We start from the raw sequence: 26,434 nt of genomic DNA, 5'->3' as shown, positions 1-26,434 counted from the left end.
TTTTGTTGCCGACGGAATTACTCGGCGACCTGCAGCTTGCGCGACTCGGTGTACACGTAGCGCACTTTTTCATACTCGAACGGCGTGTTCAGTTGGCCATAGCGGAAGCTGTTCTGATAACGCTTGTCGATGATGCGCAGTGCCAAGACTTCCGGGTGGTTGGAGCTGACTTCGGCGACGTTCAGGAAGTTGATCGCCGATTCGCCGGTGTAGTCGACGATCAGTCCCGCGGTATCACGCAGGTTGGACGGGCCGAGGATCGGCAGCACGAAATAGGCGCCGCCCGGTACGCCGTAGAAGCCTAGCGTCTGGCCGAAGTCTTCGCTCTGGCGCGGTAGCCCCATGGTGGTGGCCGGGTCCCACAGGCCGGCGACACCGATGGTGGTGTTGAGCAGAAGGCGCGCGGTGGTTTCCAGCGAGCGCTGACCCTTGAATTGCAGCAGGCTGTTCACCAGGTTCGGCACATCACCGACGTTGTTGAAGAAGTTGCTGACGCCCGTGCGCAGGAAGCTTGGGGTGACGTAGCGATAGCCGTTGACCACGGGCAGGAACACCCATTGGTCGAAACGGTAGTTGAAGTGGTAGACACGGCGGTTCCATTCTTCCAGCGGGTCATAGACGTTCAACGCGTTGAGCGTCGAGCGTTCGAACTCGCGCTGATCCAGCCCCGGGTTGAATTTGAGTTTGCTCAGCGGTTCCTTGAAGCCGTCACTATCGACCACCACAGGTGCATTGGCTTTGCTGTTGTCGGCGTTGGCGACGCCTGCACAGAGTAACGCTGCGATCAGCAGGGGGTATTTAGCCACGGAAAAACTCCAGCATGGCGTCGCTGTTGACGCGATAGTTGAGGTTGCCGCAATGGCCGCCCAATGGATAAACAGTCAAACGGTCGCCAAAGGTTCGGCGTAGAAACCCCAGGTCGCCAGGGCCAAGGATCACGTCGTCGGCGTTGTGCATGACGGCGATTTTCGGGCTGTCGTGCAAGTAGTCCTTGAGCGCATACAGGCTGACCTGATCGATCAATTGCAGCAGGCTGCCGCCGTCGGTGCGGGCGCGCCACATCGGGATGACCTGTTCGGTCAGGTAGCAGTCGAAGTCGCATTGCAGCGCGCGTTTGAGGAACGGCGTGAGGGTGGTGCCTTCGGTGATCGGGTATTTCGGTGGCGTGATCAGGCCGCGGCGGTTGATCAGGTCCGAGGTGAAGGCAATGTCCGCCGCCGAGAAACGGAACGACGTGCCAATCAGCATGGCCATCTGCTCGTTGCTCAAGTGCTGCTTGGACTGCTGGAAGTCGTAGAGCAGGGCATCGTTGAGGTCGATGTAGCCCTTCTGCTGGAAGTAGCGGGTCAGTTTGTCCAGCACCAGTTCATAGAAGGTGGTGCTGTTGTCGATGCCCTTCACCTCTGTTTGTACCAGCTTGTCCAGGTTGGTGATCGAGGTGTACAGGTTGACCGGCGGGTTGAGCAGCAAGACTTTCTTGAAATTGAAGCTGCGACGGGTTTCATCCAGGTGCGCCACAAATGCCGCATCCAGTGCGCCGAGGCTGTAGCCGCTCAGGTAATAGTCGGTGACTGGCAGTTTCGGATTCTGCGCCCGAACGGCCTGCATCACCCGGTACATGTCTTCGGCATCTTCCTTGGTCACGCCAGGGGTGGCGAAACGCGAGGCGGCGGTCATGAAGTCGAAGCTTGTCGGTGACGACAACTGCACCACATGATAGCCGGCCTTGTAGTAGAGCTTTTTCAGGTACTCGTTGAGGGTACTGTCATAGCGCGCACCGGTGCCGGAGATCAGGAAAATCAACGGTGCGGCTTGATCTTGCGTGGCGATGCGGTAGGTGAGTTTCTTTACCGGCCAGAAGTTGTCTGGCAGGCTGAATTCACGCTCGGGGCGCAACGTGACGCTGCGGTCCGACTGATTGATGTCGTCGTCCAGCGGCAATTCCGGGCGTAACTCCGGCGGTGTCGTGGCGATGGTCGCCTCGAACGGGTTGGTCAGGGGGTAGCCGTAACTGGCGGCATCAATGTCGGCCGCCAGTGCGGACGCACTTAAAATCAAGCCGCCAAACAGGGCGGCGAAGAAGCGCAAGGAACGGAGCATTACTAGATCCCTTAGAGGAAGGTGCGGAATGAAGTTCGCAGCCTATGACCATCGGATATGCGCCAAAGTGCCATGATGGGCAGTAAACAGGCCTGATTTCGGAGCAACGGTAGCCGGACGATACACTTTGCAGCTATTTCATGAACAGTTATCTGTTGATGTCACTTGCTTACCTCGGGCGGGGGATTAAGCTGGCCGCCGATTTCGTTTATTGGAGTGCTTCATGTCCCGCCGTCTGCCCGTGATTCTGCTGCTCGTTCTCCTGCCGCTATGGCTGGCCGCCAGTTATGGCGCGCGTTATGGCTTCATGGAGGATGCTCAATGGGTCGGCATCTGCGTGGACGAGGCCAGTCGCTGGGAATGCCAGATTCGATCGAATCTGGGCTTGATGATTCATTTCAAGGTGTTGGGCTGGGCGGCAGTGGCCGCCGCCGTGATCGGTTTTGTGCTGCCTGGGCGAGCGGGGTGGTGGCTGGCGGTGCTGGCGCTGGTGTTCGGGTTTCCGGCGCTGGCGTTGTACAACACTACATTGGCGGTGTTTGCGGTGGTGATTGCCGGGTTGCGCCTGGTCCGGGCTTCTCGCAGCGCCTGATAGTCAGCCTTCGCGGGCAAGCCTCGCTCCTACAGTTTAGAGTCGTTCGCAATTATCACGGTCGACATAAATCTGTAGGAGCGAGCGATGCGGCGATCCGACTTGCCCGCGAAGACGCCCGCCAGCACGCAGAAGATCAGCCCTTGCGAACCCGCAAACTGCGCCACAACGCCGCCACCATCAACACACTCACCAGCGCCCAACCCCAGGCCTGCTGGTTCTGCAAACCTTCTTGATACAGTTGCGGCGCAATGCCAGCGCCGATGATGAAAGTCAGCAGGGCGATTTCCCGGCGCGGCACACTCACCGGGCGGCACAGATACACCAGCGCCGGCAGGATGAAGGCGACACTCGGGAAGCTGCGATAACGCGGGTCGAACACCAGCTCCAGCATCATCACCGCTGCGGCAAAACCTGCCGCTGCCAGCCACCAGCCGGCGCGACGTTCCAGTGCATTGAAGGCGCGTTCACGCCAGCCGGTACGAGCGCTCAAGGTCAGTGCGGCGTGGGCCAGCACCAGCATATTCAACCCCGTCAACAAGGCGACCCACAGCCATTCACTGGCAAACCGGGTGGTGACACGGGCCAGATCGCCCCAAGCGCCAATCGAACAGGCCGCCAACGCACCGAGCAATGGCAGAACCAACGCCGCGCGGGTGCTGCGAACGCGACCGCCGAGGATCAGCGTGCCGATGAAGAGCAAACCACCCACCGCCAGCCATTGCGACCAGTACGGCACGTTCGAAACCGGCCCGGCGAGCACGCCCTTGTCCTGACGATCGGCGTCGAACAGTCCCCAGTAACCCCCGACCGCACCTTCGCTGGCGCGTTTCCAGGGCTGGTCGAACGCCTCGATCAGGTTGTAATGCCAGCCTTGTTGCTCGGCCATGATCACAAAGTTGCGAATGAACTTGGCTTCGTTGACCCGGCTCGGCAAGGCGGTTTCGCGCTGACGACCTTCGCTCGGCCAACCGGTTTCGCCAATCATCACGTCCTTGGGCGCAAACTTGTTGCCGAACACCTGACGCACCTCGGCCACATGCTGCAGCGCAGCATCGATATTCGACGGATCGTCTTCCCAGTACGGCAGTAAATGGATGGTCAGGAAGTCCACCGCCGGGGCGACTTCGGGGTGCTTGAGCCAGAACTCCCAGACGTCGGCGTAGGTCACCGGTTGTTTGACCTGGCTTTTGACTTTATTGATCAGCGTCGTCAACTGCGCGCCGGTCACTTCCTTGCGCAGCAGGGTTTCGTTACCGACGATCACCGAGGTCACTACATCGGCGTTGGCATTGGCCGAGGCGATCAGCAGGTCGACTTCCTTGGCAGTGTCCACCGGGTTGCTGTTGACCCAGGCGCCGATCATCAGTTTCAAACCGTGCTTGCGTGCCAGATCGGGCAGGGCCTCGAGGCCGGTCATGGAATAGGTGCGGATGCATTCGAAACGGGTTGCCAGCAGTGCGAGGTCGGCGTCCATGCGCTCGGGGCGCAGTTTGAACGGTACATCGAACGGCGATTGGTCTTTGTCGAACGGGGTGTAGGAGGCGCATTGCAGCTTGTGCGTCGCGCTGGCCACGTCCGGCAGGATCACCGGTTTGCCGAGGCCATACCAGAAGCCACCGAGGGCAAAAAGCCCCAGCAGGCAGGCAAATAAATAAGCAAAAAAAGGAAAACGGGATGTCGCGGGCATGATCAGGCCGTCTGGGAACAAAGCCGCGCATGTTACCTGCATTTGTCCCGTGCTTGGTGGCCTGCATAATTTTGTCATGCAAAGTTCGGGCGGGGTGGCGGATGGATTTGCGGCGGTTGCAATTAATGGCCTTCTGATGTCGTTTCTCGATGCCTTGAGGTCGCTGGCAGAGCAGGTCGTCGTGGTCGTCAGGTTGATCATCCAATCGTCAGTACTCCGCTGATGTTTGAACGAGTTTGCGGTGAGGCGTGATGGGGGCGCTGTGCACCATAACAATACGTTGAGCGGCTCGGCATCCGTCGAGCGCAGCACTTTCGGGGAAGTAACGATGAAGATGCGACGACTCTTGGGCGCAGGTGCCGCTTTGGTGCTGGCGATCAGTTCTACGATGGCCAGTGCTGAAGGCAAGGCAGTGACGATCGGTTATGTAGACGGCTGGTCGGACAGTGTCGCCACGACCAACGTGGCTGCCGAGGTGATCCGGCAGAAGCTCGGTTATGACGTGAAACTGCAAGCTGTTGCCACCGGGATCATGTGGCAGGGTGTGGCCACTGGCAAACTCGACGCCATGTTGTCGGCGTGGCTGCCCGTGACTCACGGTGAATACTGGACCAAGAACAAGGATCAGGTCGTCGATTACGGCCCGAACTTCAAGGATGCGAAAATCGGCCTGATCGTGCCGGAGTACGTCAAGGCCAAGTCTATTGCCGATCTGAAAACCGACGACAGCTTCAAAAATCGCATCGTCGGCATCGACGCCGGTTCAGGCGTGATGCTCAAGTCCGAGCAGGCGATCAAGGACTATGGCCTGGACGGCTACACCCTCAAGGCCAGTTCCGGCGCCGGCATGATTGCCGAGCTGACCCGTGCCGAGAAGAAGAACGAATCCATTGCCGTCACCGGTTGGGTGCCGCACTGGATGTTCGCCAAGTGGAAACTGCGCTTCCTGGAAGACCCGAAAGGCGTTTATGGCGCGGCTGAAACCGTGAACAGCATCGGTAGCAAAGAACTGGCAACCAAGGCGCCGGAAGTCGCCAAGTTCCTGAAAAATTTCCAGTGGGCGTCGAAAGACGAAATCGGCGAAGTCATGTTGGCGATTCAGGACGGTGCCAAACCTGAAGCAGCAGCGAAAGATTGGGTGGCCAAACACCCGGATCGCGTTGCCGACTGGACCAAATGATTTGACCTGAAGCGTCTGGTCAGCACCTTACAAGGCCGCTTGGCGTAACTGCCAAGCGGCTTTTTGCTTTTTTATGTGGGAGCGGGCTTGCTCGCGAAAGCGGAGTGTCAGTCGACAGAGATGTCGAATGTGACGGCCCCTTCGCGAGCAAGCCCGCTCCCACATTGTTTAATGCATGCTGAAAAATGGTGACTCTGTCATGTCGTTCTAATACTAAGGTCGTCTGGAACCTGTCCGGCAGCCGCATAGAGTGGATACCGTTCCAACTAAATCTGTGCTGCGAGGATAAAAACAATGAACGACAGCATTTACCTCTCGATTCAAAACAGCTCGCGCTTCAAAGAGCTGGTCAGCAAGAGAGAACGATTCGCCTGGATTCTTTCGGCGATCATGCTTGGGCTGTACTCCGGATTCATCCTTTTGATTGCTTACGGGCCGCATATCCTGGGCGCGAAAATCAGCCCTGAGTCATCGATTACCTGGGGCATTCCGATCGGTGTCGGGCTGATTGTTTCGGCCTTTATCCTGACGGGCATCTACGTGCGACGCGCCAACGGCGAATTCGACGACTTGAACAATGCGATTCTCAAGGAGGCTCAGCAATGATCCGGCGTCTAATGGCTCTATTGAGCATCGCAGCCTTTGCACCTGGCGCCTGGGCGGCTGAAGCCCTCACGGGTGCGGTACAGAAACAACCCCTGAACGTCGCGGCGATCCTGATGTTTGTGGCGTTCGTCGGCGCGACTTTATATATCACTTACTGGGCTTCCAAGAAAAACAACTCGGCCGCCGACTACTATGCGGCGGGCGGCAAGATCACCGGTTTCCAGAACGGTCTGGCGATTGCCGGTGACTACATGTCCGCGGCGTCCTTCCTGGGTATTTCCGCCCTGGTGTTCACCTCTGGCTACGACGGCCTGATCTACTCGATCGGCTTCCTGGTGGGCTGGCCAATCATTCTGTTCCTGATCGCCGAGCGCCTGCGCAACCTGGGCAAGTACACCTTTGCCGACGTGGCGTCCTATCGCCTGGGGCAAACCCAGATCCGCTCGCTGTCGGCGTGCGGTTCGCTGGTGGTGGTGGCGTTCTACCTGATCGCGCAAATGGTCGGTGCAGGCAAGCTGATTCAGCTGCTGTTCGGTCTCGACTATCACGTTGCGGTGATCCTGGTCGGTATCCTGATGTGCCTGTACGTGCTGTTCGGCGGCATGCTGGCGACTACCTGGGTGCAGATCATCAAGGCGGTGCTGTTGCTGTCCGGTGCCTCGTTCATGGCGTTGATGGTAATGAAATACGTCAACTTCGACTTCAACGCGCTGTTCTCCGAAGCGATCAAGGTTCACCCTAAAGGTGAGGCGATCATGAGCCCTGGCGGCCTGGTGAAAGATCCGGTCTCGGCGTTCTCCCTCGGCCTGGCACTGATGTTCGGTACCGCTGGCCTGCCGCACATTCTGATGCGCTTCTTCACCGTGAGCGACGCGAAGGAAGCTCGTAAGAGCGTGCTGTATGCAACCGGCTTCATTGGTTACTTCTACATCCTGACCTTCATCATCGGCTTTGGCGCGATCCTCTTGGTCAGCACCAACCCTGCCTTTAAAGATGCGGCTGGCGCGCTGTTGGGCGGCAACAACATGGCGGCGGTGCACCTGGCCAACGCGGTCGGGGGCAGTATCTTCCTGGGCTTCATCTCGGCGGTAGCGTTCGCGACCATCCTGGCGGTAGTGGCCGGTTTGACCCTGGCCGGTGCTTCGGCGGTGTCCCATGACCTGTATGCCAGTGTGATCAAGAAGGGCAAGGCCAACGAGAAGGACGAGATCCGTGTCTCGAAAATCACCACCATCGCCCTGGCGGTGCTGGCGATCGGCCTGGGCATTCTGTTCGAGAAGCAGAACATCGCGTTCATGGTGGGCCTGGCGTTCTCCATCGCGGCGAGCTGCAACTTCCCGGTACTGCTGCTTTCCATGTACTGGAAGAAGCTGACGACTCGCGGTGCGATGATCGGCGGCTGGCTGGGGCTGGTCAGTGCTGTTGGCTTGATGGTGCTGGGGCCAACCATCTGGGTGCAGATCCTGGGTCACGAGAAGGCGATCTTCCCGTATGAATACCCAGCGCTGTTCTCCATGGCCATTGCGTTTGTCGGGATCTGGTTCTTCTCGATCACCGATAAGTCGGCCGAGGGTGTGAACGAGCGGGCGCTGTTCTTCCCACAGTTTGTTCGTTCGCAGACTGGGTTGGGGGCGAGTGGGGCGGTTTCGCACTAAGGCTTCTATATATAAGCCGCACTAAAACGAATGCCCCGGTCGAGAGATCGGGGCATTTTTTATTGGGCGGTTATCGCACTCTGTTCGGCTTGCCCGCGAAGGTGGCCTGATAGCGGGCCGGGCTCTTTGATCGTGTGCATATCCGTTTCTGCGGTAACGGCTGCTGATGGTTTCGCTCTTACAGCGAGTCACTTTCGAAAAACGCGAAAGTAACCAAAGCGCTTTTGCCCCGCCATTCGGTGCCTCGCCTAGGCTCGGCATGCCCTCACTCCGGCATTGCTTCGGGGGCCCGCCGCCATCGGCCATCCATGGCCGGGGGCGGCTACCGCGGCATCCTTGCCGCGGTGCCCCCTACGCAATACCTGCGTTCGGCCTCTGGGAAAGGGGCGGCAGATCAAGATCAAGATCAAAAGCCAAAGCCAAAGCCAAAGCCAAAGCCAAAGCCAAAGCAACGGCAACGGCAAGATCAACGGCTTCGCGAGCAGGCTCGCTCCCACAGTTGGACTGGGTACATCCGGGAGAGATTGGTCGGCTGTCAGGTCGCCATCGCAGCGATGCGGCGACCCGACAAGCCAGCTCCCACAATGGAGCGGCGTACCACGGCGCTTTTCACCACCCAACAGGCCGAGCGTTAGCTCGCCTGCAGCTTTTGATTTTGATGCACCGCCCCCTCGAGAGGCCGAGTGGAGGTTCTGCGTAGTGGGCAACCCGGCATGGATGCCGGGTTAGCCGCCCCCGGCCATGGATGGCCGATGGCGGCGGGCCCACGGAGCAGGACCGGAGCGAGGGCATGCCGAGCCTAGGCGAGGCACCGAACGAAAGGGGCAGAAGCCTTTTGGTTACTTTGGGGTTTTTCCAAAGTGACTCGCTGTAAGAGCGAAACCAATAGAAGCCGTTACCGCAGAAACGGATATGTACACAACCAAAGGGCCGAAGGCCCACAAGGGCCACAAACAAAAACGGCCCCTATCTAAATAGAGGCCGTTTCCGGTACAGCTCAAGACGTTATCGCAAGACAGGTCTTATTCGCGGTCTTCCAGCTTGGTGATATCACGCGACTCGTAGCCGGTGTACAACTGGCGCGGGCGGCCGATCTTGTACGGGCTGGAGAGCATTTCTTTCCAGTGGGAGATCCAGCCGACGGTCCGCGCCAGGGCGAAGATCACGGTGAACATGCTGGTTGGAATGCCGATCGCCTTGAGGATAATCCCCGAGTAGAAGTCGACGTTCGGGTACAGCGAGCGTTCGATGAAGTACGGATCGGTCAGGGCGATCTCTTCCAGGCGCATGGCCAGTTCGAGTTGCGGATCGTTGGTGATGCCCAGTTCTTTCAGTACTTCGTCGCAGGTCTGCTTCATGACGGTGGCGCGTGGGTCGCGGTTCTTGTAGACCCGGTGACCGAAGCCCATCAGTTTGAACGGATCGTTCTTGTCCTTGGCCTTGGCGATGTACTTGTCGATGTTCGAGACATCGCCAATTTCATCGAGCATGGTCAGAACGGCTTCGTTCGCACCGCCGTGGGCAGGGCCCCACAGTGCAGCGATGCCGGCGGCGATACAGGCGAACGGGTTGGCACCCGACGAACCGGCCAGACGTACGGTAGAGGTCGATGCGTTCTGCTCGTGGTCGGCATGGAGGATGAAAATCCGGTCCATGGCCTTGGCGAGCACCGGGCTGATCGGTTTGATCTCGCACGGGGTGTTGAACATCATGTGCAGGAAGTTTTCCGCGTACGTCAGGTCGTTGCGCGGGTACATCATGGGTTGACCCATGGAGTACTTGTAAACCATTGCGGCCAGGGTCGGCATCTTGGCAACCAGGCGGATCGCGGAGATTTCGCGATGCTGCGGGTTATTGATGTCGAGGGAGTCGTGGTAGAAGGCCGAGAGGGCGCCAACTACACCGCACATGACGGCCATCGGGTGGGCGTCGCGACGGAAGCCGTTGAAGAAGGTCTTCAACTGCTCGTGGACCATGGTGTGGTTCTTCACGGTGCCGACGAACTGGGCCTTCTGTTCTGCGGTCGGCAGCTCGCCGTTGAGCAGCAGGTAGCAGGTTTCCAGGTAGTCCGACTTTTCAGCCAGCTGTTCGATCGGGTAGCCGCGGTGTAGCAGAATGCCGTTGTCGCCGTCGATATAGGTGATCTTCGACTCGCAGGAGGCAGTCGACATGAAACCAGGGTCAAAGGTGAAACGGCCCGTGGCCGTCAGGCCCCGAACGTCGATAACATCGGGACCAACGGTGCCGGTTAAAATGGGCAGCTCGACGGGGGCTGCGCCCTCGATGATCAACTGCGCTTTTTTGTCAGCCATGTGGCCTCCTATTTATGCTTGAAATCATCAGACAGACCCCCCACGCAGGGCCCGCACCACTATAGTGAGATAAATTCGAATGTCAATTTGCCTAAAGTCTTGCTCCAGAAGGCTTTAACCGGACTTTTTCCTCGAAATTGACTGCCATTTACGCCTTTTATCTCACTTGTGCAATCAGCTATTAGGGGGAGGTGAACGCGTTGTCATTAGTAGCCTAACTGTCTATACTCGGCCACCGACCGCCAGGGGCTTTTGGGCCTGCTTTATTGGGGGTCGCATCCCTGGGTGGTGGTTACCTGACCAGTGCACTCCCCAACAACTTTGCCCTGATTGTTAGGGGCTCTTCAGTGTGAAAAAAGCCGTGAAAAGCCAACGACCTGTAAACCTAGACCTAAGGACCATCAAACTCCCCATCACCGGCGTTACGTCGTTTCTTCACCGTGTTTCCGGCATCATCCTCTTCCTGGGCCTTGGCTTCATGCTGTATGCATTGGGCAAGTCTCTGGGTTCCGAGGAAGGTTTTGCCGAGGTGAAGGCATGCTTGACCAGTCCGCTGGCCAAGTTCGTAGCATGGGGCCTCCTGTCCGCTCTTCTGTATCACCTGGTAGCCGGTGTGCGCCATTTGATTATGGATATGGGCATCGGTGAGACGCTGGAAGGCGGCAAACTGGGCTCGCAAATCATTATCGCCGTGTCTGCGGTGTTGATCGTTCTGGCGGGAGTTTGGATATGGTAACCAGCGTTACGAACCTATCGCGTTCGGGCCTCTATGACTGGATGGCACAGCGTGTGTCTGCGGTCGTTCTCGCGGCTTATTTCATCTTCCTGATCGGATACCTCGTTGCGAATCCAGGCATTGGCTACGACCAATGGCATGCCCTGTTCGCCCACAACGGGATGCGTATCTTCAGTCTGCTGGCCCTTGTAGCCCTGGGCGCTCACGCCTGGGTCGGCATGTGGACCATCGCGACTGACTACCTGACGCCGATGGCGCTGGGCAAGTCCGCGACTGCAGTACGTTTCCTTTTCCAGGCAGTATGCGGCGTTGCGATGTTCGCTTACTTCGTCTGGGGTGTGCAGATTCTCTGGGGTATCTGATCCATGGCTAACATTCCAACGATTTCTTTCGACGCCATCATTATTGGTGGTGGCGGTGCCGGCATGCGCGCAGCGCTGCAACTGGCACAGGGCGGTCACAAGACTGCCGTGATCACCAAGGTTTTCCCGACTCGTTCGCACACCGTGTCGGCCCAGGGCGGCATTACCTGCGCCATCGCGTCTGCCGATCCGAACGACGACTGGCGCTGGCACATGTACGATACCGTCAAGGGTTCCGACTATATCGGTGACCAGGACGCTATCGAATACATGTGTCAGGAAGGTCCTGCCGCCGTATACGAGTTGGACCACATGGGTATGCCGTTCTCGCGTACCGAACAGGGTCGTATCTACCAGCGTCCATTCGGCGGTCAGTCGAAGGATTACGGTAAAGGTGGCCAGGCCGCCCGTACCTGCGCCGCTTCCGACCGTACCGGTCACGCGTTGCTGCACACCCTTTATCAGGGCAACCTGAAAGCCGGCACCACGTTCCTGAACGAGTACTACGCTGTTGATCTGGTGAAAAACCAGGACGGCGCGTTCGTCGGCGTGATTGCCATCTGCATCGAAACCGGTGAAACCACCTACATCCGTGCCAAGGCCACCGTACTGGCCACCGGCGGTGCAGGTCGCATCTACGCTTCGACCACCAACGCCCTGATCAACACCGGTGACGGCGTTGGTATGGCGCTGCGTGCCGGCGTGCCGGTACAAGACATCGAAATGTGGCAGTTCCACCCGACCGGCATCGCCGGCGCCGGTGTACTGGTCACCGAAGGTTGCCGTGGTGAAGGTGGTTACCTGATCAACAAGCACGGCGAGCGTTTCATGGAGCGTTATGCTCCGAACGCCAAAGACCTTGCCGGTCGTGACGTAGTTGCCCGTTCGATGGTTAAAGAAATCATCGCCGGTAACGGTTGCGGTCCGAATGGCGACCACGTAATGCTCAAACTCGACCACTTGGGCGAGGAAGTGCTGCACAGCCGTCTGCCAGGCATCTGCGAACTGTCCAAGACTTTCGCACACGTTGACCCTGTTGTTGCTCCGGTTCCGGTTGTTCCGACCTGCCACTATATGATGGGCGGCGTTCCGACCAACATTCACGGTCAGGCAATCACCCAGAACGACGAAGGCGTCGACGAAATCATCCCTGGCCTGTTCGCAGTGGGTGAAGTGGCGTGCGTATCGGTTCACGGTGCCAACCGTCTGGGCGGCAACTCGCTGCTTGACCTGGTGGTATTCGGCCGCGCTGCCGGCCTGCACCTGGAAAAGGCGCTGACCGACGGTATCGAATACGATGACGCCACCGACGCCGACATCAACGCGGCCCTGGCACGTCTGTCCGCTCTGAACGAGCGTACCGAAGGTGAAGACGTGGCAACCCTGCGTCGTGAACTGCAAAACTGCATGCAGAACTACTTCGGTGTGTTCCGCACCGGCGAATACATGCAGAAGGGTATTGCTCAGCTGGCTGATCTGCGTGGCCGTATCGCCAACGTCAAGATCAACGACAAGAGCCAGGCGTTCAACACCGCGCGTATCGAAGCGCTGGAACTGCAGAACCTGCTGGAAGTGGCCGAAGCCACTGCCATCGCTGCAGAAGTGCGCAAAGAGTCCCGCGGTGCTCACGCCCGTGAAGACTTCGAAGACCGTGACGACGAAAACTGGCTGTGCCACACCCTGTACTTCCCGGGTGACAAGCGCGTTACCAAGCGTGCCGTGAACTTCTCGCCGAAGACTGTTCCGACTTTTGAACCTAAGATTCGGACTTATTAAGGGTGGCCGCCATGTTGCAAGTCAGTGTTTATCGTTACAACCCTGATCAGGACGCTGCGCCGTTCATGCAGGAATTCCAGGTTGATACCGGTGGTAAAGACCTGATGGTGCTGGACGTGCTGGCCCTGATCAAAGAGCAGGACGAAGGTTTCTCCTATCGTCGCTCTTGCCGTGAAGGTGTTTGCGGTTCCGACGGCATGAACATCAACGGCAAGAACGGTCTGGCGTGCATCACGCCGCTGTCTGCCGTCGTAAAACGCAACAAGTTGATCGTTCGTCCGCTGCCAGGTTTGCCGGTTATCCGTGACCTGGTCGTCGATATGAGCATCTTCTACAAGCAATACGAAAAGGTTAAGCCATACCTGCAGAACGACACGCCGGCTCCGGCCATCGAGCGTCTGCAGTCCCCTGAAGAGCGTGAAAAGCTCGACGGTCTGTACGAGTGCATTCTGTGCGCTTGCTGCTCGACTTCGTGCCCGTCCTTCTGGTGGAACCCGGACAAGTTCCTGGGTCCGGCTGCTCTGCTGCAAGCCTATCGCTTCCTGGCAGATAGCCGTGACAACAAGACTGCCGAGCGTCTGGCTTCGCTGGATGACCCGTTCAGCGTATTCCGCTGCCGGAGCATCATGAACTGCGTCAACGTTTGTCCGAAAGGCCTGAACCCGACTAAGGCCATCGGTCACATTCGTAACATGTTGCTGCAAAGCGGCGTGTGATTCAGCTGCTGTACCCGTAGGACCGCAGTACCCGTAGATGCTACGGCGCAGGCTTCAACCGGCGCCGTAGTCTTAACCTGAGCAGCAGCTTAAAAGGCTGCGGCTCTTATTTTGAAGAAATGAGACAAGCAGGGGCATCCGGGCTGGTACCCGGACTATCAGCGTGATCCTAAGTGGCTTGTTTTAGTCGCTGCATTCGGACTTCTGCAAGTGTGCTCGGTGTCGACGCCGGTGGTGTTCCCCTAACCGAGGGTGACCAAGCATGCAAGAAAGCGTGATGCAGCGCATGTGGAACAGCGCCTACCTATCCGGTAGTAACGCTGCCTATGTGGAAGAGCTCTATGAGCTCTACCTGCACGACCCTAACGCTGTGCCAGAAGAGTGGCGCACCTACTTCCAGAAGTTGCCTGCTGATGGCAACACTGCCACCGATGTTTCGCACTCCACAATTCGCGATCATTTCGTCTTGCTGGCAAAGAACCAGCGCCGCGCCCAACCGGTTTCCGCCGGCAGCGTGAGCAGTGAGCACGAGAAGAAGCAAGTTGAAGTGCTGCGATTGATCCAGGCCTACCGTATGCGTGGCCACCAGGCAGCCCAGCTTGACCCGCTGGGGCTGTGGCAGCGTCCTGCACCTGCAGACCTGTCGATCAATCATTACGGCTTGACCAATGCCGATCTTGATACAACCTTCCGTGCCGGCGACCTGTTCATCGGCAAAGAGGAGGCGAGCCTACGCGAAATTCACGAAGCGTTGCAGCAGACATATTGCCGCACCATCGGCGCTGAATTTACGCATATCACCGATTCCGAGCAGCGCCAGTGGTTCCAGCAGCGTCTGGAAAGCGTGCGCGGCCGTCCGACGTACTCCACCGACATCAAGAGCCATCTGCTCGAACGCGTCACTGCCGGCGAAGGTCTTGAAAAATACTTGGGCACCAAATACCCGGGTACCAAGCGTTTCGGTCTGGAAGGCGGCGAGAGCCTGATTCCGATGCTCGACGAGCTGATCCAGCGTTCCGGTTCCTACGGCACCAAGGAAATCGTCATCGGCATGGCCCACCGTGGCCGTCTCAACGTGCTGGTCAACACCTTCGGCAAGAACCCGCGCGAGCTGTTCGACGAGTTCGAAGGCAAGAAGAAGGTCGAGCTGGGTTCCGGTGATGTTAAGTATCACCAGGGCTTTTCGTCCAACGTGATGACCACTGGCGGTGAAGTTCACCTGGCCATGGCGTTCAACCCTTCCCACCTGGAAATCGTTTCCCCGGTGGTCGAGGGTTCGGTTCGCGCCCGTCAGGATCGTCGTAACGACCCTACCGGTGAGAAGGTTCTGCCGATCTCCATTCACGGTGACGCGGCATTCGCCGGTCAAGGTGTGGTCATGGAAACCTTCCAGATGTCGCAGACCCGCGGTTTCAAGACCGGCGGTACCGTGCACATCGTGATCAACAACCAGGTCGGTTTCACCATCAGCAACCCGCTGGACTCGCGCTCCACCGAGTACGCGACCGACGTTGCGAAGATGATCCAGGCGCCGATCCTCCATGTGAATGGTGATGATCCGGAAGCCGTGTTGTTCGTGACCCAGCTGGCCATCGACTACCGCATGCAGTTCAAGCGTGACGTGGTGATCGATCTGGTCTGCTACCGTCGTCGCGGCCACAACGAGGCCGACGAGCCTAGCGGCACCCAGCCAATCATGTATCAGCAGATCACCAAACAGCGCACCACCCGTGAGCTGTATGCCGATCGTCTGACCCAGGGCGGGGTGCTGGACGCAGAGCGTGTTCAGGCGAAAGTCGACGAATACCGCAATGCGCTGGACAACGGTCTGCATGTTGTAAAAAGCCTGGTCAAAGAGCCGAACAAAGAGTTGTTCGTGGACTGGCGTCCGTATCTGGGCCACGCCTGGACCGCGCGTCACGACACTCGCTTCGATCTGAAAACCTTGCAGGAACTGTCCGCCAAGCTGCTGGAAATTCCGGAAGGCTTCGTGGTTCAGCGCCAGGTCTCGAAAATCTACGAAGACCGTCAGAAAATGCAAGCCGGCGGCCTACCGATCAACTGGGGTTACGCCGAAACCATGGCGTACGCGACCCTGGCGTTCGAAGGTCACCCGATTCGCATGACGGGTCAGGACATCGGTCGCGGTACGTTCTCGCACCGTCACGCTGTCTTGCACAACCAGAAAGACGCGGGTACCTACATCCCGCTGCAAAACCTGTACAAGGGCCAGCCACGTTTCGACCTGTACGATTCGTTCCTGTCCGAAGAAGCCGTGCTGGCGTTCGAATACGGTTACTCGACCACCACGCCTGAGGCGCTGGTGATCTGGGAAGCCCAGTTCGGCGACTTCGCCAACGGTGCCCAAGTGGTTATCGACCAGTTCATCACCAGTGGCGAGCACAAGTGGGGTCGTCTCTGCGGTCTGACCATGCTGCTGCCGCACGGTTATGAAGGTCAGGGTCCGGAGCACTCTTCGGCTCGTCTGGAGCGTTACCTGCAGCTGTGCGCCGAGCACAATATTCAGGTTGCCGTGCCGACCACGCCGGCTCAGATCTACCACTTGCTGCGTCGTCAGGTGATTCGCCCGCTGCGCAAGCCGTTGATCGTTCTGACTCCGAAGTCGCTGTTGCGTCACAAACTGGCCATCTCGACCCTGGAAGATCTGGCCGAAGGTTCGTTCCAGACCGTTATTCCGGAAATCGATGCCCTGGACCCGAAAAAGGTCGAGCGCGTTGTTCTGTGTAGCGGCAAGGTCTACTACGACCTGCTGGAAAAACGCCGTGCCGAAGGTCGTGATGACATCGCCATCGTGCGTATCGAGCAGCTGTACCCATTCCCTGAGGACGACTTGAACGAAGTCCTGGCTCCGTACACCAACCTCAAACATATCGTTTGGTGTCAGGAAGAGCCGATGAACCAGGGTGCCTGGTACTGCAGCCAACACCACATGCGCCGCATCGTTGGCAATCACAACAAGTCTCTCGTACTCGAGTACGCGGGCCGTGATGCTTCTGCTGCACCTGCTTGTGGTTATGCATCGATGCACGCTGAGCAGCAGGAACAACTGCTGCAAGACGCCTTTACTGTTTAACGCCTTCGCGCACCTGAAACCGAATTTAAGGACCCACAGATAATGGCTATCGAAATCAAAGCCCCCACTTTCCCGGAATCGGTTGCCGATGGCACCGTTGCCACCTGGCACAAAAAACCGGGCGACGCCGTCAAGCGCGATGATCTGATCGTCGACATCGAAACTGACAAAGTCGTATTGGAAGTGTTGGCCACCGCTGATGGCGTGCTGGGCGCTATCGTCAAGAACGAAGGCGACACCGTTCTGTCCGACGAAGTCCTGGGCTCCATCGAAGCGGGCGGCGCTGCTGCCGCTCCAGCTGCTGCCGCTGCTCCGGCCGCTGCACAAGCTGCTGCTCCAGCCGCTGAAGGCGAAGATGATCCTGTTGCTGCACCGGCTGCTCGCAAGCTGGCTGAAGAAAACGGCATCAACATCGCTTCCGTTGCTGGCACTGGCAAAGGCGGTCGTGTGACCAAGGAAGACGTTGTTGCCGCTGTAGCTGCCAAGAAAGCCGCTCCGGCTGCCGCGCCTGCCAAGGCTGCTGCTCCTGCCGCTGCTGCTCCAGTGTTCGCTGCCGGCGATCGCATCGAGAAGCGCGTACCGATGACCCGAGTGCGGGCCACCGTCGCCAAGCGTCTGGTTGAAGCTCAATCGAACATGGCAATGCTGACCACTTTCAACGAAGTCGACATGACCGAAGTCATGGCGTTGCGTTCGAAGTACAAGGATCTCTTTGAGAAGAGCCATAATGGTGTGCGCCTGGGCTTCATGTCGTTCTTCGTCAAGGCTGCCACTGAAGCGCTGAAACGCTTCCCGGCTGTCAACGCGTCGATCGACGGTGCTGACATCGTTTATCACGGCTACGCTGACGTCGGTGTGGCTGTTTCCAGCGACCGCGGCCTGGTTGTACCGGTTCTGCGTAACGCCGAACTGATGAGCCTGGCTGAAATCGAAGGCGGCATCGCCACCTTCGGCAAGAAGGCTCGTGACGGCAAGCTGTCGATGGACGAAATGACCGGCGGTACGTTCACCATCACCAACGGTGGTACCTTCGGTTCGATGATGTCGACCCCAATCGTCAACCCGCCGCAAGCGGCTATCCTGGGCATGCACAACATTCTGCAGCGTCCTATGGCGATCAACGGTCAAGTCGTTATCCGTCCGATGATGTACCTGGCGTTGTCCTACGATCACCGTCTGATCGATGGCAAAGAAGCTGTGACCTTCCTGGTTACCATCAAGAACCTGCTGGAAGACCCGGCTCGTTTGCTGCTGGATATCTGATTTCGTTGCTCGGGCCGTTCAGCGATGGACGGCCCTTCTGTAATGACCAGCTTCGTCCCACGACGGTCCCCAAAAGGGGTCGTCCGGTTTGATTCGAGAAGGAATGACACATGACTCAGAAATTCGACGTGGTAGTGATTGGCGCGGGTCCTGGCGGCTACGTGGCTGCCATTAAAGCAGCGCAACTGGGCCTCACCACTGCCTGCATCGAGAAATACACCGACAAGGAAGGCAAACTGGCCCTCGGCGGTACTTGCCTGAACGTCGGCTGCATTCCATCCAAGGCGCTGCTGGACAGCTCCTGGAAATACAAAGAAGCCAAAGAAGGCTTCGCGATCCACGGTATCAACCACGCTGGCGTGACCATGGACGTGGCGGCAATGGTTGGTCGTAAAGCCAACATCGTCAAAGGCCTGACCTCTGGCGTTGCCACCCTGTTCAAGGCGAACGGCGTCACTTCCCTGCAAGGTCATGGCAAACTGCTGGCTGGCAAGAAAGTTGAACTGACCAAGCCGGACGGCACCGTCGAAATCATCGAAGCCGAGAACGTGATTCTGGCTTCGGGCTCGCGTCCGATCGACATTCCACCGGCTCCGGTTGACCAGAACGTGATCGTCGATTCGACGGGCGCTCTGGAATTCCAATCCGTACCAAAACGTCTGGGCGTTATCGGCGCTGGTGTGATCGGTCTGGAACTGGGTTCGGTATGGTCCCGTCTGGGCGCTGAAGTGGTTGTTCTGGAAGCCCTGGAGAAGTTCCTGCCAGCCGCTGACGACGCCGTTTCCAAAGAAGCCTACAAAACCCTGACCAAACAAGGTCTGGACATCAAGCTGGGCGCTCGCGTCACCGGTTCGAAAATAAACGGCGACGAAGTCGTTGTGAACTACACCGATGCCAACGGCGAACAGAGCATCACCTTCGACAAGCTGATTGTTGCCGTTGGTCGCCGTCCAGTGACCACCGAACTGTTGGCTGCCGACAGCGGTGTGACCATCGACGAGCGCGGTTTCGTATTCGTTGACGACCAGTGCGCGACCAGCGTACCGGGCGTTTACGCGATCGGTGACGTGGTTCGCGGCATGATGCTGGCGCACAAGGCGTCCGAAGAAGGCATCATGGTTGTCGAGCGCATCAAAGGCCACAAAGCTCAAATCAACTATGACCTGATCCCGTCTGTTATTTATACTCACCCGGAAATCGCGTGGGTCGGCAAAACCGAGCAGACCTTGAAGGCTGAAGGCGTTGAAGTTAACGTTGGCACCTTCCCGTTCGCAGCCAGTGGCCGTGCCATGGCAGCCAACGACACCGGCGGTTTCGTGAAAGTCATTGCCGATGCCAAGACTGACCGCGTATTGGGCGTCCACGTGATTGGCCCGAGCGCTGCAGAACTGGTTCAGCAGGGCGCGATCGGTATGGAATTCGGCACCAGCGCGGAAGACCTGGGCATGATGGTTTTCTCCCATCCGACCCTGTCTGAAGCCTTGCACGAAGCTGCACTGGCAGTGAATGGCGGCGCCATCCACATCGCCAACCGCAAGAAGCGTTAAGACAATAAGAAACCACGGCGGTACGGCCCGTCGTGAGCCTTGCATGCAAGACTCACCGCGGAATGTCCGCTGGACGCAGTCTTGCGTAGCTCTGCTACGCAAGCAGCAGTCACAGGTGGTGCGGCACTTGAACAAGTGCAGCACCGAATGCGCAGTACCTAACGAAGACGGTAATAAGCATGAATCTTCACGAGTATCAGGGTAAGCAGCTGTTCGCTGAGTACGGCCTGCCAGTTTCCACCGGCTACGCAGTAGACACCCCGGAAGCAGCAGCAGAAGCTTGCGATAAAATCGGCGGCAGCGAATGGGTTGTCAAAGCCCAGGTTCACGCCGGTGGTCGCGGTAAAGCGGGCGGCGTCAAGCTGGTTCGCAGCAAAGAAGACGCTAAAGCATTCGCACAGCAGTGGCTGGGCAAGCGTCTGGTGACTTACCAGACTGACGCCAATGGTCAGCCAGTCACCAAGATCCTGGTTGAATCGTGCACTGATATCGCTAAAGAGCTGTACCTGGGCGCTGTCGTTGACCGTTCGAGCCGTCGCATCGTGTTCATGGCTTCCACCGAAGGTGGCGTGGACATCGAGAAAATCGCTCACGACACCCCTGAGAAAATCCTCAAGGCCACCATCGATCCACTGGTTGGCGCTCAGCCATTCCAGGGTCGCGAGCTGGCATTCCAGCTGGGTCTGGAAGGCAAGCAAGTTGCTCAGTTCGCCAAGATCTTCGTAGGTCTGGCCAAGCTGTTCAAGGATCACGACCTGGCTCTGCTGGAAGTGAACCCGCTGGTGATCAAGGCTGACGGCGATCTGCATTGCCTCGACGCCAAGATCAACATCGACGCCAACGCCATGTACCGTCAGCCTAAGCTGAAGACTTTCCACGATCCGTCGCAAGACGATCCGCGCGAAGCGCACGCTGCCAAGTTCGAACTGAACTACGTAGCGCTGGAAGGCAACATCGGTTGCATGGTCAACGGTGCTGGCCTGGCCATGGGTACCATGGACATCGTCAACCTGCATGGCGGCAAACCAGCCAACTTCCTCGACGTGGGCGGCGGTGCTACCAAAGAACGCGTTACCGAAGCGTTCAAGATCATCCTGTCCGACACTAACGTCGCTGCAGTACTGGTCAACATCTTCGGCGGCATCGTTCGTTGCGACATGATTGCCGAAGGCATCATCGGCGCTGTGAAAGAAGTCGGCGTGAAAATCCCGGTTGTTGTTCGCCTTGAAGGCAACAACGCTGAGCTGGGCGCTAAAGTACTGGCAGAAAGCGGTTTGAACATCATCGCTGCTACCAGCCTGACCGACGCTGCTCAACAAGTCGTTAAAGCTGCGGAGGGCAAATAATGAGCGTCCTGATCAATAAAGACACCAAAGTTATCTGCCAGGGTATTACCGGTTCGCAAGGTAGTTTCCACACCCAGCAAGCCATCGAATACGGCACCAAGATGGTTGGTGGCGTAACTCCTGGCAAAGGCGGCACCGAGCACCTGGGTCTGCCAGTGTTCAACACCGTGAAAGACGCTGTAGCTGCCACTGGCGCCACCGCCAGCGTGATCTACGTTCCAGCTCCTTTCTGCAAGGACTCCATCCTGGAAGCAGCCTTCGGCGGCATCAAGCTGATCGTTTGCATCACTGAAGGCATTCCTACCCTGGACATGCTGGATGCCAAGGTCAAGTGCGACGAGCTGGGCGTAGTCCTGATCGGTCCTAACTGCCCAGGCGTGATCACTCCAGGCGAATGCAAGATCGGCATCATGCCAGGTCACATTCACTTGCCAGGCAAGGTCGGTATCGTTTCCCGTTCCGGCACCCTGACCTACGAAGCTGTGAAGCAGACTACTGACGCCGGTTTCGGTCAGTCGACTTGCGTCGGCATTGGCGGTGACCCGATCCCGGGTTCGAACTTCATCGACATCCTGAAGCTGTTCCAGGAAGACCCGAAGACCGAAGCGATCGTGATGATCGGTGAGATCGGCGGTTCGGCTGAAGAAGAAGCGGCTGCCTACATCAAGGCAAACGTGACCAAGCCGGTTGTTTCCTACATCGCTGGTGTGACTGCCCCTGCGGGCAAGCGCATGGGCCATGCTGGCGCAATCATTTCTGGCGGCAAAGGCACTGCAGACGAGAAGTTTGCTGCCCTGGAAGACGCAGGCGTTAAAACCGTGCGTTCGCTGGCAGACATCGGCAAGGCTTTGTCCGAGCTGACCGGTTGGGCGATCAAGTAAGCCTCGCGCTTAACTGACGCTTCACCAAACAAAGGCCACCTTCGGGTGGCCTTTGTCGTTTCCGGGATTTGTGTTTGCGGAAGGGCCTCTTCGCGGGCAAGCCTCGCTCCTACAGGTATTGAGTTGTTCGCCGTATTTGTGAACGACTTAAATCCGTAGGAGCGAGGCTTGCCCGCGAACGCTTACTTGCAGACACCCACCATTTACATGCAAAAACGCGACATTGAAATGTCGCGTATCGGATAGTTCGCCCTGTAACAGTGCGTTTGTCGGGCAAATTCGTTAGGCTAGCAGCCATTTTTGCGTCTGCGGCCCACAAGGCAGCGACGCGCTAAACGGGTCAGTCCTATACGGATCGACAGCATTTCCCTCACCCATAAGGGAAATCCCTCTCTAAATTCCGATTCAGTAGTGTGGTATTTCCTTAATGAAAGTGTTGAAAGGCCAGGACATCCTGGCGCTGGGTTTTATGACGTTTGCCCTGTTCGTCGGGGCTGGCAACATCATCTTCCCGCCTATCGTCGGTTTGCAGTCCGGCCCTAATGTCTGGATGGCGGCGCTGGGGTTTCTGATCACCGCGGTCGGTCTGCCGGTGATCACTGTTGTCGCCCTGGCCAAGGTCGGTGGTGCAATGGATGCGTTGAGCAGCCCGATCGGTAAAATCGCTGGCGGCCTGCTGGCAGCCGCGTGTTACCTCGCTGTCGGCCCGTTGTTCGCGACGCCGCGCACCGCGACCGTGTCGTTCGAAGTGGGCCTGGCGCCACTGACTGGCGAAAGCCCGCTGGCGCTGTTTCTCTATAGCTCGGTGTACTTCCTGCTGGTGTTCTTCATCTCGCTCTATCCGGGTCGCCTGCTGGACACCGTAGGACGCTTCCTTGCACCGCTGAAGATCATCGCCCTGGCCGTTCTCGGTATCGCGGCGTTCGCGTTGCCGGCCGGTGATATCGGCGTGGCCACCCCTGAATATGTGGCGGCACCGTTCTCCCAGGGCTTCATCAATGGTTACCTGACCATGGACACCCTGGGCGCCTTGGTATTCGGCATTGTCATCGTCAATGCGATCCGTTCCCGCGGCGTGGAGTCACCGGTGTTGATCACCCGTTACGCGATCATCGCCGGGCTGATTGCCGGCGTGGGGCTGGCGCTGGTTTACGTCAGTCTGTTCCGCCTCGGCTCTGGCAGCCATGAAGTGGCCGCCGGTGCTACCAACGGCGCGGCGGTATTGCATGCGTACGTGCAGCACACCTTCGGTTCGCTCGGCAGTGGTTTCCTTGCGGTGCTGATTTCCCTGGCCTGCCTGGTAACCGCGGTCGGTCTGACCTGCGCCTGTGCCGAATACTTCAGCCGTGTACTGCCACTGTCCTACAAGACGCTGGTGATCATCCTGGCGGCGTTCTCCCTGCTGGTGTCCAACCTGGGCCTCACCAAGCTGATTGCGTTTTCGATCCCGGTGCTGACCGCCATTTACCCGCCGTACATCGCTCTGGTCGCCCTGAGCTTCTGCAAGGACTTCTGGCATGAGCAGGGCCGCATCGTCGGTCCGGTGATGCTGGTGTCGTTCATCTTCGGCATGATCGACGCGCTCAAGGGCGCAGGTCTGGCGGACTGGATGCCAACTCAGTTGGCTCACTTGCCGCTGAGCGATCAGGGGCTGGCGTGGCTGGTGCCGTCGGTCATGACCCTGGGAGTTGCCGTGGTCTGCGATCGTCTGCTGGGCAAGCGCGAAGAAGCGCTGGCTTAAGTGGTTTCATGGCCCGCCACACGCGGGCCTTGAGCTGCAAATGGAAATGCCCCGTATCAATCGATACGGGGCATTTTTTATGGGCGGGATGCGGTGTCTTTTTCCTTGCGCTAACGTCGAAGCACTACCTGTAGGAGCGAGGCTTGCCCGCGAAGGCGGTGTCACATGCGAAAAAACTATCGCCTGACACGCCGTCTTCGCGGGCAAGCCTCGCTCCTACAAGGTTTACCAATGCCAACGTCTCACAAGGAATTGCATGTCGTTCATCCACGCCAATCTGATCCACATCCTCGCCGCGCTCTGGTTTGTCGTTTGCTGGGGGGGCTACACCCGTTACGCGACATGGAAGGGTCGTGACACCGCCTGCCTGGCCAGCGTGCTGCACCTGTACCGCGAAGACTGGATGCGCCGCATGCTGTTGCGCGACAACCGTATCGCCGATGCCAGCGTGATCGGCAACCTTGAGCGCAACGCCTCGTTCTTTGCTTCGAGCACGTTGATTATCCTGGCCGGTATTCTCACGGTGTTGGGGGCGTCCGACAGGGCTGTTTCGTTGTTGGCGGATATCCCGATGGTGCAACAGGCCTCCCAAGGCATGTCGGAGATCAAGTTGTTGTGCCTGGCACTGGTGTTTGTCTATGCGTTCTTTACCTTCAGTTGGTGCATGCGTCAGTACAACTTTGCGGCCATTCTCGTGGGCTCGGCACCGATGATCGGCGAGCGTCATGTGTCCGAGCAAGAACGTAAAGCCTTCGCTTCCCGAGCCGCCCGTGTCATCTCCATGGCGGCCAACCAGTTCAACTTCGGTCTGCGTTCCTATTACTTCGGTATGACCATGCTGGCGTGGTTCGTCAGCCCCTGGTTGTTCATGTTGATGAGTGCCGGCGTCGTGCTGGTGTTGTATCGCCGCGAGTTTCACTCCGACGTTCTTGATGTGATGGTCTATACCCCTACAGAGGCGCCATTGCCTGAAGTGAACAAAGAGGTTGCTGGATGAGTATTCCGTTCTGGTGTGTGTTTATCAGCGCATTGTTGATTTACCTGACAAAGATTCCAGTCGCCAAGGCCATGAGCGAGCAGGGTGGTTACAACAATCATCTGCCGCGCTTGCAGCAGGCGCAACTTACAGGCTTCGGTGCCCGTGCATTGGCGGCCCACCAGAACAGTTTCGAGGCGTTCATAGTGTTTACGGTGGGGGTGTTGATGGCGCACACCACGCAGACGGCGGGATGGCTGATCGATACGCTGGCGATCATCTTCGTGATCACGCGCATTATTTACTTGCTGTGCTATTGGGGGGATTTGGCCTGGCAGCGCAGTCTGGTGTGGTTTGTGGGTTTAGTGTGTTCGTTGTTATTGATGATTAGTCCGACTTTTAGAACAATTTTGCTCTAATGCTGCATGGCAAACAAAAGCCGCAGACAAAAGAAAACCCGCACTTGGCGGGTTTTCTTTTATCACGCTAAAAACTGTTTTAGTTTTTAGGTGCTTCTGTAGGCGCTGCCGGAGCGGCTTCCTGTGTGGCGGCTTTGTTCGATTCAGCCTGTGCTTTGGCAGCTTCGGCGTTTTCTTTCGCGGCCTCGTTCACTTTATCCTGAGCTTCGCTCATTTTTTCTTGAGCTTGTTCAGCATGTTTGGTGGCATCTTGAGCTTTGTCCTCGGATTTTTTATCGCAGGCAGCGAGACCGAGGGAAGCGGTCAACATCAAGGCAATAGCTAAAGTCTTACGCATGGGGTGTTTCTCCTTATGGAAAATATCTACTGGCCTTTCGAGCACGGCGATCCGGGTTAAGTTCCTCAATTCGCACAGATATATAAGTTTGTTGTGCCACGGAACTTTTGCCCGCAAGCCTGCTACTTTGCCCGGACACTAAGAAGAGTTTTATCAAATGGCCGAAACCCCCGTTTTTGAGCGTGCGACCCGATTCCTGTCGGCATTGCGGCATTGTCAGGTACTCGGCATGCGCGTTCACAGTGCCAGCAGCGAAGGTCTGACGGTCATTTTGCCGTACAGCCCGCAGATCGTAGGCAATCCGCAAACCGGGGTGATTCATGGCGGTGCGCTGACCTCGCTGATGGACACCGCCTGCGGTATGGCCACCCTCTGTGTGCTGCCCGAGTTCGAAGTCTGCCCGACGCTGGACTTGCGCATCGACTACATGTACGCCGCAGAACCGCATAAGGACGTGTACGGCTTCGCCCAATGCTACCGAGTGACCACCGACGTGATTTTCGCGCGCGGTTTTGCCTATCAGGACGACCCCAAACAGCCCATCGCCCATGTGGTGGGTACGTTCATGCGCATGGGTAAGGGCGTCAAAGGCACCAAAGGTTTTGCCGGTGCCATTGCTGGAGTTGCGAAATGACCGACACGTTCAACGAACAACTTCAACAAGCTCATGCGCAGGGAGACTACGCCTCGCTGCTGCACCTGATTCCCTACGCCAGGCTGATCGGTGTCGAATGTTCGCGGGTGGGGGATGAGCTGCTGTTTCGTCTACCGGCCAACAAGGACAACATTGGTAATCCACTATTGCCGGCGATTCATGGCGGGGTGATTGCCGGGTTCATGGAACTCTCGGCGGCACTGCACCTGCTGATTTTCACCGGCTCGCCCGGCGTGCCGAAGATTATCGACTTTTCCCTCGACTACCTGCGCGCAGGGCAGTTTCGCGATACCTGGGCCAGATGCCAGGTGTGCCGACAGGGGCGTCGGGTGGCAAACGTGGCGATTACCGCCTGGCAAAGCACCGAAACCGAGCCCATTGCCACGGCCCGCGCTCACTTCAAAATCGAAGAGCCCTTGAAATCCTGATCTCAGCCCCCAACTCTGATGA

The 26,434-nt window shown here is 57.9% G+C and carries 23 protein-coding genes; 18 read left to right on the top strand and 5 right to left on the bottom strand.

Annotated features, from left to right (window positions below):
* Positions 1-17: 17 nt before the first annotated feature.
* Together ACA044_RS21725 and ACA044_RS21720 are read right to left on the bottom strand one after the other, a co-directional pair.
* Positions 18-806 (bottom strand): MlaA family lipoprotein, encoded by a 789-nt coding sequence (locus tag ACA044_RS21725; RefSeq protein WP_497443207.1) that lies wholly within the window; start codon positions 804-806, stop codon positions 18-20.
* A complete protein-coding gene (locus ACA044_RS21720) occupies positions 799-2,100 on the bottom strand; it encodes a serine/threonine protein kinase (RefSeq protein ID WP_497443206.1) in 1,302 nt (433 codons plus the stop codon). Before ACA044_RS21720 ends, ACA044_RS21725 begins: the two co-directional genes overlap by 8 nt.
* 223 nt (positions 2,101-2,323) lie before the next feature.
* Here ACA044_RS21720 and ACA044_RS21715 point away from each other — a divergent pair, with 223 nt between their 5' ends.
* A complete protein-coding gene (locus ACA044_RS21715) occupies positions 2,324-2,692 on the top strand; it encodes a hypothetical protein (RefSeq protein ID WP_497443205.1) in 369 nt (122 codons plus the stop codon).
* A gap of 136 nt (positions 2,693-2,828) precedes the next feature.
* Here the strand turns inward: ACA044_RS21715 and ACA044_RS21710 are convergent, their stop codons facing one another.
* Positions 2,829-4,424, bottom strand: a complete 1,596-nt coding sequence (locus ACA044_RS21710; RefSeq protein ID WP_497443204.1) for a glycoside hydrolase family 17 protein — start codon at positions 4,422-4,424, stop codon at positions 2,829-2,831.
* Positions 4,425-4,710: 286 nt separating this feature from the next.
* On the opposite strand from ACA044_RS21710, the gene ACA044_RS21705 reads away from it, so the two are divergent.
* The 3 genes from ACA044_RS21705 to ACA044_RS21695 all read left to right on the top strand — a co-directional run bounded on the left by ACA044_RS21705 (position 4,711) and on the right by ACA044_RS21695 (position 7,823).
* Positions 4,711-5,562 carry a glycine betaine ABC transporter substrate-binding protein gene (locus ACA044_RS21705; protein WP_497443203.1) on the top strand — a complete coding sequence of 284 codons (852 nt, stop codon included), beginning with the start codon at positions 4,711-4,713 and terminating at the stop codon, positions 5,560-5,562.
* 294 nt (positions 5,563-5,856) lie between these two features.
* Complete coding sequence (locus tag ACA044_RS21700) at positions 5,857-6,168, top strand: DUF485 domain-containing protein (protein WP_007894282.1); 312 nt, start codon at positions 5,857-5,859, stop codon at positions 6,166-6,168.
* A complete protein-coding gene (locus ACA044_RS21695) occupies positions 6,165-7,823 on the top strand; it encodes a cation acetate symporter (protein ID WP_497443202.1) in 1,659 nt (552 codons plus the stop codon). Before ACA044_RS21700 ends, ACA044_RS21695 begins: the two co-directional genes overlap by 4 nt.
* A 1,022-nt stretch (positions 7,824-8,845) precedes the next feature.
* Here ACA044_RS21695 and gltA read toward each other — a convergent pair.
* Positions 8,846-10,135, bottom strand: coding sequence for a citrate synthase (gene gltA / locus ACA044_RS21690; RefSeq protein WP_497443201.1), 1,290 nt, complete (start codon positions 10,133-10,135; stop codon positions 8,846-8,848).
* Positions 10,136-10,484: 349 nt separating this feature from the next.
* On the opposite strand from gltA, the gene sdhC reads away from it, so the two are divergent.
* The 12 genes from sdhC to ACA044_RS21630 all read left to right on the top strand — a co-directional run bounded on the left by sdhC (position 10,485) and on the right by ACA044_RS21630 (position 24,992).
* Positions 10,485-10,871: a succinate dehydrogenase, cytochrome b556 subunit gene (gene sdhC / locus ACA044_RS21685; RefSeq protein WP_465808663.1), complete on the top strand. Its 387-nt coding sequence runs from the start codon at positions 10,485-10,487 to the stop codon at positions 10,869-10,871.
* The gene (gene sdhD, locus ACA044_RS21680) at positions 10,865-11,233 is read left to right on the top strand and encodes a succinate dehydrogenase, hydrophobic membrane anchor protein (RefSeq protein ID WP_008071469.1); all 369 of its coding nucleotides are present in this window, start codon (positions 10,865-10,867) and stop codon (positions 11,231-11,233) included. Before sdhC ends, sdhD begins: the two co-directional genes overlap by 7 nt.
* A 3-nt stretch (positions 11,234-11,236) precedes the next feature.
* The gene (gene sdhA, locus ACA044_RS21675; RefSeq protein ID WP_497443200.1) at positions 11,237-13,009 is read left to right on the top strand and encodes a succinate dehydrogenase flavoprotein subunit; all 1,773 of its coding nucleotides are present in this window, start codon (positions 11,237-11,239) and stop codon (positions 13,007-13,009) included.
* 11 nt (positions 13,010-13,020) lie between these two features.
* Positions 13,021-13,725, top strand: coding sequence for a succinate dehydrogenase iron-sulfur subunit (locus ACA044_RS21670; RefSeq protein ID WP_497443199.1), 705 nt, complete (start codon positions 13,021-13,023; stop codon positions 13,723-13,725).
* A gap of 262 nt (positions 13,726-13,987) precedes the next feature.
* Complete coding sequence (locus tag ACA044_RS21665) at positions 13,988-16,819, top strand: 2-oxoglutarate dehydrogenase E1 component (protein WP_497443198.1); 2,832 nt, start codon at positions 13,988-13,990, stop codon at positions 16,817-16,819.
* Positions 16,820-16,861: 42 nt separating this feature from the next.
* Positions 16,862-18,082, top strand: a complete 1,221-nt coding sequence (gene odhB, locus ACA044_RS21660) for a 2-oxoglutarate dehydrogenase complex dihydrolipoyllysine-residue succinyltransferase (protein WP_010456848.1) — start codon at positions 16,862-16,864, stop codon at positions 18,080-18,082.
* A 110-nt stretch (positions 18,083-18,192) separates the two neighbouring features.
* Positions 18,193-19,629 (top strand): dihydrolipoyl dehydrogenase, encoded by a 1,437-nt coding sequence (gene lpdA / locus ACA044_RS21655; RefSeq protein WP_497443197.1) that lies wholly within the window; start codon positions 18,193-18,195, stop codon positions 19,627-19,629.
* 179 nt (positions 19,630-19,808) lie between these two features.
* Entirely contained in the window at positions 19,809-20,975 is a 1,167-nt protein-coding gene (sucC, locus tag ACA044_RS21650; protein ID WP_007919879.1) for an ADP-forming succinate--CoA ligase subunit beta, read from the top strand.
* Positions 20,975-21,856 (top strand): succinate--CoA ligase subunit alpha, encoded by an 882-nt coding sequence (sucD, locus tag ACA044_RS21645; protein ID WP_007898976.1) that lies wholly within the window; start codon positions 20,975-20,977, stop codon positions 21,854-21,856. Before sucC ends, sucD begins: the two co-directional genes overlap by 1 nt.
* A gap of 427 nt (positions 21,857-22,283) precedes the next feature.
* A complete protein-coding gene (gene brnQ / locus ACA044_RS21640; protein ID WP_497443196.1) occupies positions 22,284-23,597 on the top strand; it encodes a branched-chain amino acid transport system II carrier protein in 1,314 nt (437 codons plus the stop codon).
* A gap of 256 nt (positions 23,598-23,853) precedes the next feature.
* Positions 23,854-24,594, top strand: a complete 741-nt coding sequence (locus ACA044_RS21635) for a DUF599 domain-containing protein (protein ID WP_497443195.1) — start codon at positions 23,854-23,856, stop codon at positions 24,592-24,594.
* The gene (locus ACA044_RS21630) at positions 24,591-24,992 is read left to right on the top strand and encodes an MAPEG family protein (RefSeq protein ID WP_497443194.1); all 402 of its coding nucleotides are present in this window, start codon (positions 24,591-24,593) and stop codon (positions 24,990-24,992) included. The genes ACA044_RS21635 and ACA044_RS21630 overlap by 4 nt, the downstream gene beginning before the upstream one ends.
* A gap of 79 nt (positions 24,993-25,071) precedes the next feature.
* Here the strand turns inward: ACA044_RS21630 and ACA044_RS21625 are convergent, their stop codons facing one another.
* Complete coding sequence (locus ACA044_RS21625; protein WP_497443193.1) at positions 25,072-25,329, bottom strand: hypothetical protein; 258 nt, start codon at positions 25,327-25,329, stop codon at positions 25,072-25,074.
* 157 nt (positions 25,330-25,486) lie between these two features.
* Here ACA044_RS21625 and ACA044_RS21620 point away from each other — a divergent pair, with 157 nt between their 5' ends.
* Together ACA044_RS21620 and ACA044_RS21615 are read left to right on the top strand one after the other, a co-directional pair.
* Positions 25,487-25,963: a PaaI family thioesterase gene (locus ACA044_RS21620; RefSeq protein WP_497443192.1), complete on the top strand. Its 477-nt coding sequence runs from the start codon at positions 25,487-25,489 to the stop codon at positions 25,961-25,963.
* A complete protein-coding gene (locus tag ACA044_RS21615; RefSeq protein ID WP_497443191.1) occupies positions 25,960-26,412 on the top strand; it encodes a PaaI family thioesterase in 453 nt (150 codons plus the stop codon). Before ACA044_RS21620 ends, ACA044_RS21615 begins: the two co-directional genes overlap by 4 nt.
* Positions 26,413-26,434 lie beyond the last annotated feature (22 nt).

It is taken from the genome of Pseudomonas sp. LBUM1673 (assembly GCF_059695645.1).
The sequence above is the reverse complement of the archived record's forward strand: the minus strand, read 5'-3'. Positions and strand labels throughout refer to the sequence as shown.